Origin of the sequence: Azospirillum sp. TSO35-2, assembly GCF_003116095.1 — a bacterium.
Classification (GTDB): domain Bacteria; phylum Pseudomonadota; class Alphaproteobacteria; order Azospirillales; family Azospirillaceae; genus Azospirillum.
In genome coordinates this window covers 356,545-372,659 of the sequence record NZ_LGRA01000013.1, presented here as the reverse complement: position 1 = coordinate 372,659, position 16,115 = coordinate 356,545, and the positions used below count along the sequence as shown (strand labels likewise).

The following is a 16,115-nucleotide window of genomic DNA, read 5'->3' as shown; positions in this document are numbered from 1 at the left end:
ATCTGTTATCAGCATTCGATAACGCATGGATCGAATGGACTGCATATGGATCGCCTGACCAGCATGGCCGTCTTCGTCGCTGCGGCCGAGGACGGCAGCCTGATCGCGGCCGCGCGCCGTTTCGGCCTTTCGGCCTCGATGGCGGGCAAGCACGTCGCCGCGATCGAAGCGGACCTGAACGTCCGCCTGATGCAGCGCAGCACGCGCAGCCTTGTCCTGACGGAAGCCGGGCGAGCCTATTATGCCCGATGCAAGCGCCTGCTCGAGGACTATGACGAGGCGAGGCGCGAGGCGTCGGACGCCCGGACGGCGGTGCGCGGCGTGCTGCGCCTGGCGGCTCCCATCACCTTCGGAGAGATGTGCCTCGGCGGCGTGATCGGCCGGTATATGGCGCGCCATCCCGAGGTGTCGATCGAGGTCATGCTGAACGACCGCTACGTCGATCTTCTCGCCGAGGGCGTCGATGTGGCAATCCGGATCGGGCAGCTTCGGGATTCCGATCTGGTCGCGCGGCGCCTCGCCCCATGCAAAATGATCTTTTGTGCCTCACCGGCTTTCATAGAGCAGCATGGCGAGCCGCGAACGATCGACGACTTGCGCCGCGCGCCGCGCCTGGCTTTCAGCGACGCCGTTTCCGTGGGCGACTGGAGCATCGCGGAGCAAGACGGCACGCGCCATGCGATCGACGGTCCGGTTCGGATGCGCGCCAACAACATGAAGATGCTGCTTGCCGCGGCCCTAAGTGGAACCGGCATCACCTACGGTCCTGGCTTCGTGTTTGACGAACCGATCGCTGACGGCAAGTTGGTGCCGCTGCTGCCGGGGTTTGCGACGACCCAGCTGGCCATCCATGCGGTCTACCCGACAAACCGCTATGCAACCCTCAAGCTTCGAAGTTTCGTTGATCATCTGGTCTCCGAGTTTTCCAAATAGCCTTTCAAGATCGCTGCGTCTTCGTAAGCGATGCTCTCGAACCTGCGGGGCAGCAGGGCTAGAAGCCCGATGGACAGCAGCGTAGCGCCGACGAGAACCCACAGCGGCTGCGAATAGCCGCCGAAGCGGGCCGCCGCGAAACCCAGACCCGCCGCGGCCAGTCCGCTGCCCAGTTGGAACGCGCTGAAGATGATGCCGTAGAGGGCGCCGAAGGACCGCTGGCCGAAATAGCGGCTGGTCAGGTAGGAGATCAGGTCGAATTCCGCCCCGACCGCAAGGCCGACCAGCGCGGCGCTGAGATAGGCAAGCTCGCCCGTCGCCCCCAAAGCGTAGAAGCTGAGGCCGAGCACCGGCCCGATGAAGAAGGCGATGGCGACGTGGGGGGCAAACAGGCGGTCCATCAGATAGCCGCCGGCGATGCGTCCGACCAGGATGGCGAAGCCGAAGGCGGACTGGACGAAGGCGGCCTTCTGCGGGGAGATGCCGCGGTCGATCAGCATGGGCACCTGATGCTGGATCATCGCCGTGGTGACGCCTCCGACCAGGAAGAAGACCGCGACGATGCACCAGAAGCTCGGCAGCCGCACCGACTGGCGGAAGGTGAAGCCGCTGCGCGCCCCGCGTCCGCCCAGCGCGGCCTGCCCGTCGGTCTCCCCGTCCGGCTGCAGGCCCAGCTCGGCCGGCGTGTCGCGGAAGCGCAGGGCGATCAGCGGCAGCGTCGTCACGAGCACCAGTCCACCAAGCCAGATGTAGGCCATGCGCCAGCCATAGGCGGCGATGATCGACTGCGCGATGACCGGCAGGATGATGGTTCCCAGCCCCACCCCGGCCAGACCGACGCCGATGGCCAGCCCACGCTGGCGGTCGAACCACGCGACGAGCGCGCGTGAATAGGACATCGGCCATGTGATGATGCCGACCAGCGTGATCAGCGCCCACATCCCGTAGAACTGCCAGATGCTGCCGGCCAGCGTGCTCATCGTCATGACGCCGAGGCCGAAGAGCAGGATGGAGGGGATCAGCGTGCGCCGGACACCGAAGCGGTCGATGACCAGCCCGTGCAGCGGCGACAGCAGCACCGACATGCAGGTGATGGTGGTGACGCCCAGCGAAAGCTCGCCGCGCGTCCAGCCGAACTCCAGCTCCAGCGGACGGACGAAGACGCCGAAGGTGAACAGGCTGATCGCGCTGGCGCCGAACGCCAGCCCGACGACGGCGCAGACGACAATCCACCAGCCATAGAAGACTTTGCCGCCCGCCGCCGGAAGCGGGATCGCGGTCGCAACTCGGTCAGAGCACATGGTTCCTCCCATCGGAAATCATGGTTCGTTGCAGTGGCATGCGGCCCGTCGATCTTCTGCGGATCGCTGGCTCGGGCGGTGCGGGGTGCCGGGGAATGGGAATGGCGGTGACGGTGTCGAGGCGCCTCGCCATCACGCTCAGCTGAGCGGATGGACGGACGGTCTCGTCCTGCTGCCCGATCAGCCGGATGCCCAGGGACCGCCGGGCGAGAAGCGGATGGCCCGCTCGACCTTGAAAGCGGCGGGCGGCGGCGTGTCCGGCACACCGCGCCGCGCCCTGCCCCGCTCTTCCTGGAACCGTTCGGACCCGACTGGAAACGTCATCGCCTTTCCCCCGGCCGCCGCGCGTCCATCCCTAACGCGATCAAAATAGATCATGATCGTTTTTTCCCGTCAACAGGCAATTCGGCTGACGAATTGTTTTGTTCGTAAACCTATGGACCGACGGACCGACGGGTTGTGAGGTGGGGGCTAGTCGTTATAATGAGCGCGATCGGTTTCGATCAGCGCATCATGCCGGCCATGGTCGAGAGAAGCAGGGGAGAGGACCAGATGAAGCGATCGGTGACCGCCGCCGCCGCGCAGGCCGACCGGAAGCCGCCGATGGGGCTTCGCGAACGCAAGAAGCTGGAAAAGGACCACCTGATCCGTCAGGCCGCACGCAGGCTGTTCGTCGAAAAGGGATTCGATGAGACGACCCTGCGCGAGGTGGCGCGGGAAGCGGATGTCGGCTTCGGGACTGTCTTTGCCTATGCCACCGACAAGACCGGCCTGCTCGCCATGGTCTATGTGGACGAGTTGAGAAGCATGCCGCCCCTGTTCGACCGCGTGGCGCCGGACCTGCCGCTGGCCGACCAGATCGTCGCGGCGTTCGGCATGCTCTACATCTTTTGGTCCAGGCATCCGCAATTGAGCAAGCTGGTCCTGCAGCAGCTCGAATTTTACGGCGACAACCCGCATGTCGAACTGATCGTCGAGCGCCGGGCCCAGACGAAGGGGGAGCTGGCCATGTGGCTGGCTGCACAGCAGAGCGCAGGGCGCATTGCCGCGGACGTCGACGTCGTCACGGCGGCGGACACGCTGTTCGCGATCTACACCTCCTGCATCCGCGAATGGATCGTCACCGCTCCCGGCGATCCCCAGAAGGGGCTGGACCAACTGCGCCGGCTGATCGCGCTGCCGGTGACGGCAATCGCCACGAGGCAGGAGCCGGATGCGACGCTGTTGCACCGAGGCGGCGGGAGCTGATGCTGACAAGCGACGATGCCACCGGTTTATCCATCATGAAGAAGGTTTTGGTCGGGCGTTCCGGCGGAGGGCGGCCGGTGGTATGAGACTGATCCAGCGGAGCTGGAGACGGACGGTCATGGACAAGCAGGACAGCGTGCCCGATCTGGATGCAACGATGTTGTCGGAAGACCTGCGGCGTACCATCGGCAACTTCGTGCGTGCGGTACGCGGTGACGCCAACACGCCGAGAACGGCGCAGTCCGAGACGCTCGGCTACCTGGAACGTGGTGGCGCCATGAACATTGCAACGCTGGCGCAGCTGAGAAATGTGAAACACCAGACGATGCGCCTGATCGTGGCACAGTTGGAAGAGGCCGGCCTTGTTCAGCGCAGTGCCAATCCTGCCGACCGCCGCAGCCAGCTTTTCGCGCTGTCAAACGCCGGGCGCGAGGAGCTGGCGCGGGAGCGCGGCGCCCGCGGTTCACGCATTGAAACGATGATCCGCACGCAGCTCTCGCGCGAGGAACGCGAGCTTCTCCGCGCGTCGATCCGTCTGCTGGCGCGGATGAGCGCTGCGCCTGAGAGCTGATGCGTGATCGGGGGTTCAGCCGCCCTTGAGCTGCGCCAGGACGCTCGGCAGAGTGTTTATCCCCCAATGCTCGGCGTAGCGGCCGTCGGCGACGCGGACGATGTCGATGACGTCGATCTGGATTGGCTGTCCGGTCGCTTCAATCCCCATGAACGGGCCGGTGTGGACGCCGGTGATCGTCTTGCGCGTCGTCACCTTGTTGCCGTCGGCGATCTGGTCATGGATCGTCACCGACAACTCCGAAAGCGCCGGCCGCAGGACGTATTGGAAGGTATTCCACAGGCTCTCCGGACCGTCCGGCGCACCCGAGGGGGCGGACCGGTTTACAAAGTCGGGAGCCATGAGCGCTTCAAACGCCTCGCGGTTCCCGGCAACGATCACCTCGGTGTTGAAACGGCGGACCACATCCTTGTTGGCTTGCGTCACATGCCCCTCCTTCTGTTACCAGCACGCCTGACGGCGGCCAAGCCCGGAATTTATACAGTATCACTGTATAATATCGGACGGTCAAGGAGCATGCGCTGGGCGTCTTGCCGAACGATGGGCGCGCACCGCCGTGGAGTCGATCATCACCTGGGCCGGCGGGCCACCCGCTACGGCCAAGGCATGGAAGATGTCTTCCCACAAACCCTTGGCCGCCCAACGGACGAAGCGGTTGTAGAGCGTCTTGCGCGGGCCGTAGACCGCTGGAGCATCCGCCCAGCGCCCGCCCGACTTCAGCATATGGACGATCCCGCTGATCACACGGCGATCATCCACCCGCGGCTTGCCTCGGATGTCGCGCGGAAGGTGCGGCTCAAGCCGCCCAAACTGCTCCACCGTCAACCAAAACTGACCGTCGCTCATCGCAAAGCCCCTTTCCAGGGCGTTGAATCACAACGACTCCCTGCGGAAAAGGCTCTTTATGGGTCCGGACCCTAACTGTTTGGTTGCGGAACGTTGTCGGGACGTGAGCTGTTGGGCTATTTGGGAATACTGCGCGTGGTTCGAGCGACGCCTTATAACGTCATGCGTCCGCGCGCCCGAACTCGGCGCAGACCTGTCCGTCGAAGCCATGATGAGCAAAGCCGACCCGGCCGTGCGCGCCGCCATCGCCTTATCCGCCGAGCCTTCGGGCGTGCTGGCCAAACGCTACGGCGTGAGCACCGAAGCCATCCGGAAATGGCGGCGGCGGGGCGTGCAGGATTGCCAGGACCATTCCGCCCGCCCTAAGCCATCTACGGTGGCGGGCCTCCGAGGAGGAGCGCGCCATCGTCTGCGAGCTGCGCCGGGGAACCATCCAGTCCTTTACACCTGCGCCACGCTGTCGAACACATGCGCATCCTCGGCCACCCAGTCGATGCGCGCTCGTCCGCCCACCGCCAGCCCCTCGGCACCGGTGCGGCCAAAGGGAACGCGGATCGCCATGCTCTGCTTCCAGTCGGTCTCGACCGAGAAGTGGGTGTTGTCGCCGAGGAACGTGATGTCGCGGACGGTCACCGCCATGCCGGTATCGCTCCCCTCGCCAGTGCAGGCCCGAATGCGAACGCGTTCGGGTCGCAGCATCAGCGTTCCGGCTGCGCCCGCCTTGACGCTGCCGTGGGAGCGGACGCCGCCGACGACTGCACCATTTGGCAGCACGATCTGCGCGTGATGCCCGTCCACCCGGTCGATCCGGCAGGACAGGAAATCGGAGTTGCCGACAAAGCCGGCGACGAACTGGGTGGCCGGATTCTGGTACAGCTCGGTGCTGGTGCCGATCTGGTCGATCCGCCCCTGGCTGAACACGGCGATCCGGTCGGACAGGCGCAGCGATTCCTCCTGGTCATGGGTGACGTAGAGGATCGTCACCCCGGTTTCCTGGTGGATGCGCTTGATCTCGAACTGGATTTCCTCGCGCAGCTTCTTGTCCAGCGCCGACAGGGGCTCATCCATCAGCAGGACCGGCGGGTTGTAGACCAGCGCACGGGCGAGCGCGACGCGCTGCTGCTGGCCGCCCGACAATTGGCTGGGCAGGCGGTCCTGCACCTTTTCCAATCGCGCCAGCCGGATCATCTCGGCCACCTTCGCCTGGATGTCGACCGCCGGCATCCGGCGAACCCGCAGCGGGAAGGCCACATTCTCCGCCACCGTCAGATGCGGGAACAGGGTGTAGCGCTGAAAGACCATGCCAATGTTGCGCTTGTGCGAGGGCACGGACAGGAGCGACTTTCCCTGAAGGAGCACGTCGCCTTCTGTGGGGTCGAGGAAGCCGGCAATGACGTAGAGCGTTGTGCTCTTGCCTGAGCCCGACGGCCCCAGGAAGGTGATGAACTCGCCGCGACCGACTGTCAGGTTCACGTCCTGGACTGCGACTGTGCCGCCGTAGGATTTCTTGATGTTACGGATATCGAGGAAGGGCATCATTTCGTTCTCCCACGGAACCAGGCGGCGACGAGCATCAGCGCCAGCGTGAACAGAAGAAGCAAGGTGGAGGCCGCCGCAACCACCGGGGTCAAATCCTGCCGCAGCGTTCCCCAGATGTGGACGGGAAGCGTCTGCAGGGTCGGGCTGGCCATGAAGATCGCGATCACCACCTCATCCCACGAGGTGAGGAAGGCGAAGACGGCGGCGCCGAACAGGCCTTCGCGGATCGCCGGGAGGGTGATGCGCAGCTTGGCCTCCCATGGGTTGGCCCCGCACAGGACTGCCGCGTCCTCGATGGACTTGTCGAAGCGTTCCAGCGCGTTGCAGATCGAGGTGATCGCCAGCGGAAGCGCGATGACCGTGTGGGCCAGGACGAAGCCGAACAGAGTCCCACCCAGGCCCAGGCGCAGGAAGAAGGCGTAGAGCGCCACTGCCACCACGATCACCGGCATGATCATCGGCATCAGGAACATCGCCCGTATCGCCTCACGCCCCGGAAAGCTGCCGCGCACCAGCCCGAAGCTGGCCAGCAGGCCAAGACTGACCGAGAGGATGGTCACCAGCACAGCGCATTGCAGGCTGGTCAGGGTAGAGTCGATCCAGCGGGAATCGGCGAACAGTTCCTCGTACCAGCGCAGCGTCCAGGACGGCGGCGGGAAGACCAGCCATTGTGAGGAGCCGAAGGACAGCGCGACCGTGAACAGGATTGGGAGGAGCAGGAAGGCCGCAACGAACAGGCCGATGCCGACCAGCACCCATTTCAGCCCGCCCAGCCGATGGAAATCCAGCAGCATGTCACGCCCTCCCCGCTTGTGTGCGCCGGAACAGCCGAAGTTGCAGCGCGTAGAGCGCCAGAGTCAGGACCAGCAGCGCAAAGGCAGCAGCCCCGCCCATGCCCCAGTTCAGCAGCGACTGAATCAACTGGGCGATCAGTTCCGCCGCCATCATGTTCGACGTGCCGCCGAGCAGCGACGGCGTAACGAAATAGCCGAGCGACATCACGAAGGTCATCAGCCCACCGGCCGCGATTCCCGGCAGCGATAGTGGCAGCAGCACGCGACGGAAGGCATCGAGCCGCCCGGCTCCGCACAGTGCCGCGGCACGCAGCAAGTCGGGCTCGATGCCGCGCATCGTCGTCACCAACGGAAGGATGATGAAGGGCAGCATGATGTAGGTCATGCCGATGGTGACGCCGACCAGATTGTTCACCAGCGTCAGGGGCTCGTCGATGATGCCAAGCCCGATCAGCGTCTTGTTGATAACGCCGGTCCGTTGCAGCAGCACCATCCAGGCGTAGGTGCGGGCCAACAGGTTGGTCCACATCGACAGAATGATGATCCCGAACAGCAGGTCGGCCCAGCGTTTCGGCAGGATCACCAGAAGCCAGGCGATGGGGAAGCCGACCAGAACCGTGATCGCCGTCACCACGCTCGAAACCAGAAAGGTGTTGAGGAAGACCCGGCCATAAGTCGCCGACTCCACCAGCTCCCGGTAATTCTGGAGCCCTAGCTCCGGCTCCGTGACGCTGCGCAGCAAGAGGAGCAGGACCGGCAGGACGAATACGATCAATAGCAGGACAAGCGCCGGAAGGACGTAGGAGAAGCCGCCGCCGCGGCGTCGTCGGCGTTGGGGGGGGCCACCGCCACGTTCCACGATGGACACTGAAGTCATACCGATTTCCTCGTCTGGCCGAATACCTCACCTGACCGGCTGCATCCGGTCGGTCTGCACCCGGCAGGGGAACTGGGAAGCTGGGGGCGCCGGCTCCCCAGTTCCCCGCCGCTTAGTCTGTGGTCACGGCAAGGCGTCACTTGCCCTGCCAATCGTACCAGCGCTTGGCGATCTCATCGCGGTGCTCCGCCCAGTAGGCCATGTCCAGATTGATCTGGCTCTGGGTGTGCTCATCCGGCAGCGTCGCCCGGACTTCGGGCTTCAGAAGGTCCTTGGACCCGATGTTGGTCGGGGCGTAACCGGTCAGCAGGGCAAAGTCGGCCTGCGCCTGGGCGCCGGTGGCGAAGGCGATGAACTTCATCGCGGCTTCCTTGTCCGCCACTCCCTTGGGCACGACCAGCGCGTCCGCCGCCGTCAGGTTCTGCTCCCACGAAATCCCGACATCGACGCCTGAGCGTCGAATGGCGTCGATCCGGCCGTTCCAGAACATGCCGATCGGGGCCTCGCCCGAAGCCAGCAGTTGCTGGGACTGCGCGCCGCCCGACCACCAGATGATCTGCGGCTTGATGGTGTCGAGCTTCTTGAAGGCGCGGTCGAGGTCAAGCGGATAGAGTTTGTCCGGCGCTACGCCGTCAGCCAACAGCGCCAACTCCAGCACGCCCGGCGCCGACCACTTGTACAGGGTACGCTTACCGGGGAAACCGGTCAGGTCGAACAGGTCACCCCAATTCTTCGGCGCCTTCTTCTTGAACTGGTCGCGGTTGTAACCCAGGGCGAAGGAGTAATAGAAACTGCCCACCGAGTAGGGAGTGACAAAACGCGGGTCAAGCTTGCTCTTGTCGATGATGGAGAAGTCAAGCGGTTCGAGCAGCCCATCCTTCGCCGCCTTGACAGCGAAGTCGTTCTCGACGTCGACCACCGTCCAAGCCGGCTTGCCGCTCTCGACCATCGCCTTCAACTTGCCGTAGTCGGTCGGACCGTCCTGGAGCACGTTGACGCCGGACTGCTTGGCGAAGGGCTTGGCCCACGCCTCCTTCTGGGCGTCCTGGGTGGTGCCGCCCCAGCTCGTGAACACCATGTCCTTGGCATGCAACGGCACAGACCACAGAATTGCGGCGCTGAACAGGGCGCCCACAGACAAAAGCTTGCTCATTTCTTTTCCTCCCTACATCGATGATTTGTGCCGGTGCTTCCGGACTTTGAAGCTGACTTCCTGTTGGGCACACTTCAGCTTAGCGGCGAGAACGGCGCTGGCTTCAGTATCTTGCTGTCCATCTCCTCGATCAACGCCTGGATCTTGGGCACGAACTCCTGCCAGGCCGGATCGGCCGCCAGGGTGGCGCGGCGGGTCTCGCGGTCGTTGAGGTCGGCATAGGCCCAGACATGGACGATCTCGTTGAGGCGACCGATTTCCGAGAAGAAGTAGCCGACCAGCTTTCCAAGATGGCGCTGCTGGATCGCGATCCCCTCCTCCTCCACAAGCCTCAGATACGCGGGAACTGTTCCCGTCTTCAGCCGGTAGGTTCGCATTTCGTAGACCATCACCGGTTCTCCTCAGCGCATCACGAAGGGATCGGCGATCGGCTCGTCGGACGTGCGGATCCAGACCGACTTGGTGCGCGTGTAGTCGAGGACCGCCTCCAGCCCGCCTTCCCGTCCCAAGCCGCTCAGGCCGTAGCCGCCGAATGGCACGATGGGCGACACGGCGCGGTAGGTGTTGACCCAGACCACGCCGGCGCGAATCCGCCGGATCATCCGGTGGGCGCGGGTGAGATTGTTGGTGAAGACGCCGGACGCCAAGCCGAACTCGCTATCGTTGGCTTTGGTGACGGCGTCCTCTTCGCCGTCGAAGGGAATGACGCTGAGGACCGGGCCAAACAGCTCCTCCCGCACGCAAGCAACAGTCTGGTCGGCACAGGCAAGGATCGTCGGCTCATAGTAGAAGCCGCCGCCCGGTCCATCGTGCCGCCGCCCGCCGGTCACCAGTTTGGCTCCTGCGTCCAGGCTGCGGGCGACCACATCTTCGATGTGCGTAACCTGCCTGGCGGTCGCCAGCGGCCCCATCTCGGTTGCCGGGTCCTGCGGGTTGCCGATGCGGATCGCTTTGGCCTTGCGCGTCAGGACGTCGAGCAACCGGCTGTGGACCGTGCGCTCCACCAGAAGACGTGAGCCGGCAACGCAGCTTTGCCCGGAGGCGGCGAAGATGCCAGCCACCACGGCGTTCGCCGCGCTCTCCAGATTGGCGTCGGAGAAGACGACGACCGGCGATTTGCCGCCCAGCTCCAACGTGGTGTAGGCGAGATTGGCCGCCGTGTTGCGCACCACATGCCGGGCGGTGGACGGTCCGCCGGTGAAGGCGACGCGCGAGACCAGCGGATGGCTGGTCAGCGTCCGGCCGCACTCATCGCCGAAGCCGGTGACGATGTTCACCACGCCCTTCGGGAAGCCGGCCTGCTCGACCAGCCGGGCAAATTCCAGCAGCGGGGCCGGGCCATCCTCGGACGCCTTCAGCACCACCGTGCAACCGGCGGCCAGCGCCGGTCCCAGCTTCACGGCGGAGAGGAACAGCTGCGAGTTCCACGGCACCACGGCGGCGACGACGCCGATCGGCTCGCGGCGCAGAAAGGCTTCCATGTCGGGCTTGTCGACCGGCAGATAGGCGCCCTCGACCTTGTCGGCCAGCCCGCCGTAATAGCGGTAATACTGGGCGACGTAGCCGATCTGCGCGCTGGTTTCGCGGATGATCTTGCCGGTGTCGCGGGTCTCCAACTCGGCGAGGCGGCCGCTGTGCTCGGCCACCAGATCGCCCAGCCGGTTGAGGAGCGCACCGCGGGCCGACGCGGTGAGGCCGGCCCAGGCCGGATCGCTCAAGGCGCGGTGGGCGGCGCGGACCGCCCGGTCGACGTCCGCCGCGGTCGCCGCCGGCATCACGGCCCAGGGCGATCCCGTCGAGGGATCGATGCTTTCGAAGCTGGCCTCGCCTGGTTCGAACACGCCGTCGATGTAGGCTTGGAAACGCGGCAGCGGCATGATCTTTCCCCCAGAGGTTGCTTTACGCAAAGGCGGGCATCACGTTGCGGATGAAGAGTTCAAGAGATTTCTTCTTCCGTTCGTGGCTGATGCCGGAGTCGATCCACATGCTGTACTGATCATAGCCCAGCGCCTTGTAACCGGACAGCCGCGCAATCACTTCGTCAGGCTGGCCGATGACCAGCTTCTCCCGCATGTTCTGCGGCGAGTACATCGGCATCTCCGCCTTTTCCTCGGCGGTCAACGGCTCGATGAAGCCCTGGCGGATCGGCCGTTGATTCTTGAACCAGGCACCGAAGGCGCAATAGAAGTCGCTCAAATCCCGCGACAGGCGGTCGGTCTCCTCGGCGGAGTCGGCGACGAAGGTGTGTTGCAGCAGCATGATCTTCGGGCGCGGAATGTCCGGATGCGCCGCGCAGGCGGTGTTGAAGCGCTCCATCAGGCTGGCGACCTCGCCATCACCCGACGCCAGCGGCGTGACCTGCACGTTGCAGCCGTTGGTCACCGCGAAATCATGCGAGTTGGGGTCGCGCGCGGCGATCCACAGCGGCGGATGGCTTTGCACCGGCTGCGGCGCCGCGGTCGTCGCCGGGAAGGACCAGAACTCGCCCTGGTGGGCGTAGTCGCCCTCCCACAGCTTGCGGACGGTCGGCACCAGTTCGCGCAGGCGCTGCCCGGCGGTCCAGGCGTCCAGACCCGGCATCAGCCGCTCATATTCGAAGGAGTAGGCGCCGCGCGCGATGCCGAGGTCCAGCCGGCCGCCGGTGGCGATGTCCGCCAGTGCCGCTTCGCCGGCGAGTTTGATGGGATGCCAGAAGGGTGCGATCACCGTCCCGGTTCCAAGCCGGATGCGGCTGGTCCGGGCGCCGAGATAGGCGATGTTGATGAAGGGATTGGGCGCGATGGTGAACTGCATCCCATGATGCTCGCCGATCCAGGCGGTTTCGAATCCGCCCTCCTCGGCAATCTGGACCAACTCCGTCAGCTCATCGAAAATCCGGGTGTACGACGTGGCCGCGTCGTTGCGTTCCATATGCAGGAAGAGAGAGAATTTCATGACGCCTCTCGCTGTTCGGACGTTGCTTGAATTGTTCTTGGATTCCGGTCAGACGGTGCGGGACAAAGGCTGCACGGTTCCCGAAACCTCATCGCCGACATAGACGCCGAACTCGTCCTCGCGCCGCTCGGCGACATAGCGCTGCAGCATGCTGCGCACCGCGTCGTTGGGAAGCTTCGCCCAGGGAATGGCGTCGAAGCCCACCAGCCGCGCCCCCTGTCCTGCCGCCGGACCGTCGATCAATTTACCGCGGTAATAGATCGACACACGGCGGTCGTTGTCCTCGTCGAACACGGCGAACAGGAAGCTGAGATCGACCGTGCTGCCCAGCGTCGCCAGCCGGTGCAGCAGCCCGTCGGACCGGCCGGGCTTGCCCAGGGCCTCGGCAGTCGGCAGGGCGACGCCGCCGTCCGGGGTCTCGACCAGCAGGATTTGACCGTCCCGCTCCAGGATCGCGCCCACCAGCGTCTGGCGGCCGCGCGTCTCCATCGCCTTCTGCTCCAGGCCGAAGGTGACGTAGGCGCCCCGGCAATAGCCCAGCGGGCTGACGGGAGCATGGCCACAGCCGCGCACACAACCGATCAGGATCACATGGTCGCCGGCATCCACCGTCTGATGCATGGAGCAGTCGAGCCAAGCGGAGGTTCCGGCAAAGACCGGATTGCCGGCCGGGCCGGCCTGCCAGTCCACCGTCGCGAAGCGGTCCTCGACTTTCGACGCGAAGGTTCGCGACACGCCTTTCTGGTCTTCCGCGAGGATGTTCACGGCGTAGCCGCCCGCAGCCTCAAACACCGGCCGGGTCGCTGCGGTCTTGGCGAGGCAGACCAGCACCAGAGGCGGATCCAGCGACACGGAGGTGAAGGAGTTGGCGGTGAATCCTCGCGGCTGGCCGTCGCCGTCGATGGTCGTCACGACGGTCACGCCGGTGGCGAAGGCGCCGAGCACGTTGCGCAACTCGCGAACATCGATGCTGTCCATGGCAGGCTTTCCTTTTCTAGCGTGTTGCGCGCCTCGATGCGTGTGTCGGGTCTTGCGTAGAGTCAGGTGGCGCCGTCGTCGATGAAGTCGCGCAGAGCGTCGTTGACCAGATCAGGCGACACCAGCGCCATCATGTGCCGTTCGCCGGGAAGCGAGAGCGCGCGTCCGTCCGGCGTTTCCGCCGCCATGCGGCGCGACATGGCTGGGGACGAATTGAGGTCGAGATCGCCTGTCAGATAGAGGACAGGCATGGTCAACCCGCCAAGCCGTCCGACATGCGCGCGGTCGCCGGAAGCGAAGACGCGGTAGGCGCGTGCGTAACCGATCGGATTGGCGTTCTCCAACCAACCCCGCACCGTCTCGGCCTTTGCGACCAGATCGGGAGCCGGCTCGTCGCCGAACCAGCGGCCAATCGCGCGGCCGGCAGCACTGCGCGGACCGATCCGGTCAATCTCCGCCGCACGATCGAGCACGGCGGCGCGCTGTTCGTCCGGGCGGTCGTAGACGGCGTTCAGCGCAACCAGCCGACGGACCCGGCGAGGGTGGGCGATGGCGAAGCCGAGGGCAACCAGCGCTCCCATCGAATGACCGACGATGTCGGCCCCGTCGATCCCAAGATGATCGAGCAGCCGGGCCAACTGAGCGACGAATGCGTCCAGTCCTCCGTCGGAGGATTCCAGACCACTCTCGCCATGCCCCAGCATGTCATAGACGATGACCCGGCGGGTGCTGGCGAACGCGGCTATTTGCGGCTCCCACACCTCCTTGCACAGACCAACGCCGTGGATCAGGACGAGGGGTGTGCCCTGCCCGATGTCGCGATAAGCGGTCACTCCAGCCATCAGGGAGGTCCCCGCCGAGAGGGCCGCCATTGCAGCGGCCCCCTTGTCCCGAGCGGGGTTAGGCATTGGTCCCGCCGAGATCCTTGAGATCCTGGTAGCGGTCGCCGATCCGGTGATGCGGACGCCCGCCGATCGATGCGCCAAGCGCCACCACCACCTCGTCGGGACCCGGCGCATCAAGGATCGAAAACTGTATGGTCAGGTAGTGCGAGCGCATTCCCTCGTCATGCTTATGCATCAGGGGGATCACAACCGGACAGTTGGCGCCACCCCGCGTGTTGGTGAAGCTGAGATAGCTCTTCGCCCCGACCGCGGTGCGGTAGTGGTTGCCAAAGCGCAGGGTGTGGATCAGGGCCGAGGCGTGTTCGAGTTCGCCCGACGTGCCGACGATCGCCGCCTTGCCGTAGCCCTCCACCGCCTCGCCACCGCCGGCCGCCTTCAGAATTTCCGCCGTCAGGAGTTCGCCCAACGCTGGGGCGATCGCATGAATTTCCGGCTTCAAATCGTCAACGAAGCCGCGGCCGGCCCAAGGATTCTTAAGGACCGCTGCCGCCGCGATCAATTTGAAGGGCTTCTCGGCCTTACGGCCACCTTCGATCAGCGTGTCTTCGACATAAAGGACGGTCTTGCGCAATTCCAACGCCATTTCGGGCTCCCCTGAGGCCTGGACGCCGTGCGTCCGGATGGTTTAGCGTCATCTCGTATTATGGTATACCATCATACGCGCCGGCCGGTCAAGCTGGTTTCCCGAATCATCTGTCTCGCGCACATTCTCCGGACCTGTCCCGGTTCCCGTTAGGGACTTGCCGACCAAGGGTCTTCGATGGGCGGAGACCGATCTGCGGCCTTGCACTCCATGGAGATTCCTGTCTTCTTGATATTATGGTATACCATAATATAGCATGTAGCGTACCGTCTCAGGCAATGTTTGAACCACGCGCGGGTTAGTGTTATGGCAGCGGGGATGGATAGCTGTGAGAGCAGGCCAATGAGCGATGGATCGCAGTCTTTGAAAGTCGATCGCGAGATCCGCACGCTGCGCGGCCTTGCGCTTGAAAAGCTGCGGTATGCCATCGTCAGCATGCAGTTCAAACCTGGCGATCGATTGGTTGAACGCACGCTTGTCGAGCAGCTGGGCGTTAGCCGCACCGTTGTTCGTGAAGTGCTGCGGCATCTCGAAACCGAAGGACTGGTCGAGAGCATCCCGCACCAGGGCCCAATCGTCGCAAGACTGACTGATTCGATCGCTGAGCAGATTTACGACTTGCGGTCAATTCTCGAAGCGGCGGCGGCCCGCGCATGCGCCGAGCGCGCGACAGACGCGGACTTTGCACGGCTGGGCGTGGCGCTGGAGGAAATCCAAGCAGGATATGAGCGCCACGACATCAAGCAGATTCTCGACGCTACGACACGCTTCTATGAGGTTATGTTCCTCAGTGGCGGCAAGGATGTCGCTTGGGGCATCGTGCAGACCCTAAACGCGCGGATTACCTATCTACGGGCGATGACGATCAGCTCGGCCGGCCGGAACAAGAAGGGGCCGGAAGAAATGGCGCAGATCCTTGCGGCGCTGCGCCTGCGGGATGCCGATCAGGCCGAGGCAACTTGCCTGGCGCATGTCAAAAAAGCCGGAGAGATTGCCCTCAAGGTACTGCATCAGGAAATCCCGATGAATCAGGAGATGACGATCCCATCTTGATTGGAGTTGCCCCGGCTCGGTAGACACCATCTGACTTGCGCAAGAGGTGTTGACCAATGCCGAAAACCCGCCCCCTTATCCGCCGGAATTCCGGCAGCATATGGTCGAGTTGGTCCGCTCTCGGATGGGCTTGCGGGCGGTTTACCAGCGCCCGAAGACGACAGTGCCACACCCTGAACACAAGATCTGGCCGTACCTGCTGCGCGACCTGACCATCGACCGCCCCGATCAGGTGTGGTGCAGCGACATCACGTACATTCCCATGCGCCGCGGCTTTCTGTACTTGGTGGCGGTGATGGACTGGGCAACGCGCAAGGTCCTGAGCTGGCGTCTGTCGAACACCATGGACGTCGCGTTCTGCATTGAAGCCGTGGAGGAGGCGATGACACACTACGGCCGG

Annotated in this window: 17 protein-coding genes and 3 pseudogenes; 6 read left to right on the top strand and 14 right to left on the bottom strand. The window is 64.5% G+C overall.

Annotated elements, in window-relative coordinates; genetic code table 11:
* Nucleotides 1-45 precede the first annotated feature (45 nt).
* Nucleotides 46-933, top strand: coding sequence for a LysR family transcriptional regulator (locus TSO352_RS09070; protein ID WP_109107010.1), 888 nt, complete (start codon nucleotides 46-48; stop codon nucleotides 931-933).
* Here the strand turns inward: TSO352_RS09070 and TSO352_RS09065 are convergent.
* Nucleotides 906-2,234, bottom strand: coding sequence for an MFS transporter (locus TSO352_RS09065; RefSeq protein WP_158284557.1), 1,329 nt, complete (start codon nucleotides 2,232-2,234; stop codon nucleotides 906-908). The genes TSO352_RS09070 and TSO352_RS09065 overlap by 28 nt on opposite strands.
* Before the next feature lie 180 nt (nucleotides 2,235-2,414).
* Nucleotides 2,415-2,558 (bottom strand): hypothetical protein, encoded by a 144-nt coding sequence (locus TSO352_RS33190; protein ID WP_158284556.1) that lies wholly within the window; start codon nucleotides 2,556-2,558, stop codon nucleotides 2,415-2,417.
* A gap of 159 nt (nucleotides 2,559-2,717) precedes the next feature.
* Between TSO352_RS33190 and TSO352_RS09060 the strand changes: the two genes are divergently transcribed.
* Nucleotides 2,718-3,482 carry a TetR/AcrR family transcriptional regulator gene (locus TSO352_RS09060; protein ID WP_109107008.1) on the top strand — a complete coding sequence of 255 codons (765 nt, stop codon included), beginning with the start codon at nucleotides 2,718-2,720 and terminating at the stop codon, nucleotides 3,480-3,482.
* Nucleotides 3,483-3,600: 118 nt separating this feature from the next.
* On the top strand, nucleotides 3,601-4,053 hold the full coding sequence (locus TSO352_RS09055; RefSeq protein ID WP_109107376.1) for a MarR family transcriptional regulator: 453 nt from the start codon (nucleotides 3,601-3,603) through the stop codon (nucleotides 4,051-4,053).
* Between the two features lie 15 nt (nucleotides 4,054-4,068).
* Here the strand turns inward: TSO352_RS09055 and TSO352_RS09050 are convergent, their stop codons facing one another.
* Entirely contained in the window at nucleotides 4,069-4,479 is a 411-nt protein-coding gene (locus TSO352_RS09050) for an ester cyclase (RefSeq protein WP_109107007.1), read from the bottom strand.
* A 111-nt stretch (nucleotides 4,480-4,590) separates the two neighbouring features.
* Nucleotides 4,591-4,899 (bottom strand): annotated as a pseudogene (locus tag TSO352_RS09045) (transposase); the annotation flags it as partial.
* Between the two features lie 208 nt (nucleotides 4,900-5,107).
* Here TSO352_RS09045 and TSO352_RS33875 point away from each other — a divergent pair.
* A pseudogene (locus TSO352_RS33875) lies at nucleotides 5,108-5,330 on the top strand (IS481 family transposase); the annotation flags it as partial.
* 10 nt (nucleotides 5,331-5,340) lie between these two features.
* On the opposite strand, the gene TSO352_RS09035 reads toward TSO352_RS33875, so the two are convergent.
* The 10 genes from TSO352_RS09035 to TSO352_RS08990 all read right to left on the bottom strand — a co-directional run bounded on the left by TSO352_RS09035 (nucleotide 5,341) and on the right by TSO352_RS08990 (nucleotide 14,662).
* Nucleotides 5,341-6,438 (bottom strand): ABC transporter ATP-binding protein, encoded by a 1,098-nt coding sequence (locus tag TSO352_RS09035; RefSeq protein ID WP_109107006.1) that lies wholly within the window; start codon nucleotides 6,436-6,438, stop codon nucleotides 5,341-5,343.
* The gene (locus tag TSO352_RS09030; protein ID WP_109107005.1) at nucleotides 6,435-7,232 is read right to left on the bottom strand and encodes an ABC transporter permease; all 798 of its coding nucleotides are present in this window, start codon (nucleotides 7,230-7,232) and stop codon (nucleotides 6,435-6,437) included. The genes TSO352_RS09035 and TSO352_RS09030 overlap by 4 nt, the downstream gene beginning before the upstream one ends.
* Before the next feature lies 1 nt (nucleotide 7,233).
* A complete protein-coding gene (locus tag TSO352_RS09025; RefSeq protein ID WP_109107004.1) occupies nucleotides 7,234-8,109 on the bottom strand; it encodes an ABC transporter permease in 876 nt (291 codons plus the stop codon).
* Between the two features lie 136 nt (nucleotides 8,110-8,245).
* Nucleotides 8,246-9,262: an ABC transporter substrate-binding protein gene (locus tag TSO352_RS09020; protein WP_109107003.1), complete on the bottom strand. Its 1,017-nt coding sequence runs from the start codon at nucleotides 9,260-9,262 to the stop codon at nucleotides 8,246-8,248.
* 74 nt (nucleotides 9,263-9,336) lie between these two features.
* A complete protein-coding gene (locus TSO352_RS09015; RefSeq protein WP_109107002.1) occupies nucleotides 9,337-9,651 on the bottom strand; it encodes an NIPSNAP family protein in 315 nt (104 codons plus the stop codon).
* Nucleotides 9,652-9,663: 12 nt separating this feature from the next.
* The gene (locus tag TSO352_RS09010) at nucleotides 9,664-11,139 is read right to left on the bottom strand and encodes an aldehyde dehydrogenase (RefSeq protein WP_109107001.1); all 1,476 of its coding nucleotides are present in this window, start codon (nucleotides 11,137-11,139) and stop codon (nucleotides 9,664-9,666) included.
* A 22-nt stretch (nucleotides 11,140-11,161) separates the two neighbouring features.
* On the bottom strand, nucleotides 11,162-12,196 hold the full coding sequence (locus tag TSO352_RS09005) for an LLM class flavin-dependent oxidoreductase (RefSeq protein ID WP_109107000.1): 1,035 nt from the start codon (nucleotides 12,194-12,196) through the stop codon (nucleotides 11,162-11,164).
* A 48-nt stretch (nucleotides 12,197-12,244) separates the two neighbouring features.
* A complete protein-coding gene (locus TSO352_RS09000) occupies nucleotides 12,245-13,174 on the bottom strand; it encodes a flavin reductase family protein (protein WP_109106999.1) in 930 nt (309 codons plus the stop codon).
* 62 nt (nucleotides 13,175-13,236) lie between these two features.
* Nucleotides 13,237-14,016 (bottom strand): alpha/beta fold hydrolase, encoded by a 780-nt coding sequence (locus TSO352_RS08995; RefSeq protein ID WP_247871994.1) that lies wholly within the window; start codon nucleotides 14,014-14,016, stop codon nucleotides 13,237-13,239.
* Nucleotides 14,017-14,074: 58 nt separating this feature from the next.
* Entirely contained in the window at nucleotides 14,075-14,662 is a 588-nt protein-coding gene (locus TSO352_RS08990; protein ID WP_109106997.1) for an amino acid synthesis family protein, read from the bottom strand.
* 342 nt (nucleotides 14,663-15,004) lie between these two features.
* Here TSO352_RS08990 and TSO352_RS08985 point away from each other — a divergent pair, with 342 nt between their 5' ends.
* Both TSO352_RS08985 and TSO352_RS08980 read left to right on the top strand, forming a co-directional pair.
* Nucleotides 15,005-15,715 carry a GntR family transcriptional regulator gene (locus tag TSO352_RS08985; protein WP_109106996.1) on the top strand — a complete coding sequence of 237 codons (711 nt, stop codon included), beginning with the start codon at nucleotides 15,005-15,007 and terminating at the stop codon, nucleotides 15,713-15,715.
* A 118-nt stretch (nucleotides 15,716-15,833) separates the two neighbouring features.
* Nucleotides 15,834-16,115: pseudogene (locus tag TSO352_RS08980) on the top strand (DDE-type integrase/transposase/recombinase); the annotation flags it as partial.

Coding starts and splice junctions, on each gene's coding strand:
- TSO352_RS09015 (WP_109107002.1), bottom strand. CDS start 9,651: ATGGTCTACGAAATGCGAACCTACCGGCTGAAGACGGGAACAGTTCCC.
- TSO352_RS09005 (WP_109107000.1), bottom strand. CDS start 12,196: ATGAAATTCTCTCTCTTCCTGCATATGGAACGCAACGACGCGGCCACG.
- TSO352_RS09055 (WP_109107376.1), top strand. CDS start 3,601: ATGGACAAGCAGGACAGCGTGCCCGATCTGGATGCAACGATGTTGTCG.
- TSO352_RS09030 (WP_109107005.1), bottom strand. CDS start 7,232: ATGCTGCTGGATTTCCATCGGCTGGGCGGGCTGAAATGGGTGCTGGTC.
- TSO352_RS08985 (WP_109106996.1), top strand. CDS start 15,005: ATGAGCGATGGATCGCAGTCTTTGAAAGTCGATCGCGAGATCCGCACG.
- TSO352_RS09020 (WP_109107003.1), bottom strand. CDS start 9,262: ATGAGCAAGCTTTTGTCTGTGGGCGCCCTGTTCAGCGCCGCAATTCTG.
- TSO352_RS09035 (WP_109107006.1), bottom strand. CDS start 6,438: ATGATGCCCTTCCTCGATATCCGTAACATCAAGAAATCCTACGGCGGC.
- TSO352_RS08995 (WP_247871994.1), bottom strand. CDS start 14,016: ATGGCTGGAGTGACCGCTTATCGCGACATCGGGCAGGGCACACCCCTC.
- TSO352_RS09010 (WP_109107001.1), bottom strand. CDS start 11,139: ATGCCGCTGCCGCGTTTCCAAGCCTACATCGACGGCGTGTTCGAACCA.
- TSO352_RS09065 (WP_158284557.1), bottom strand. CDS start 2,234: ATGTGCTCTGACCGAGTTGCGACCGCGATCCCGCTTCCGGCGGCGGGC.
- TSO352_RS33190 (WP_158284556.1), bottom strand. CDS start 2,558: ATGACGTTTCCAGTCGGGTCCGAACGGTTCCAGGAAGAGCGGGGCAGG.
- TSO352_RS08990 (WP_109106997.1), bottom strand. CDS start 14,662: ATGGCGTTGGAATTGCGCAAGACCGTCCTTTATGTCGAAGACACGCTG.
- TSO352_RS09060 (WP_109107008.1), top strand. CDS start 2,718: ATGAGCGCGATCGGTTTCGATCAGCGCATCATGCCGGCCATGGTCGAG.
- TSO352_RS09025 (WP_109107004.1), bottom strand. CDS start 8,109: ATGACTTCAGTGTCCATCGTGGAACGTGGCGGTGGCCCCCCCCAACGC.
- TSO352_RS09070 (WP_109107010.1), top strand. CDS start 46: ATGGATCGCCTGACCAGCATGGCCGTCTTCGTCGCTGCGGCCGAGGAC.
- TSO352_RS09000 (WP_109106999.1), bottom strand. CDS start 13,174: ATGGACAGCATCGATGTTCGCGAGTTGCGCAACGTGCTCGGCGCCTTC.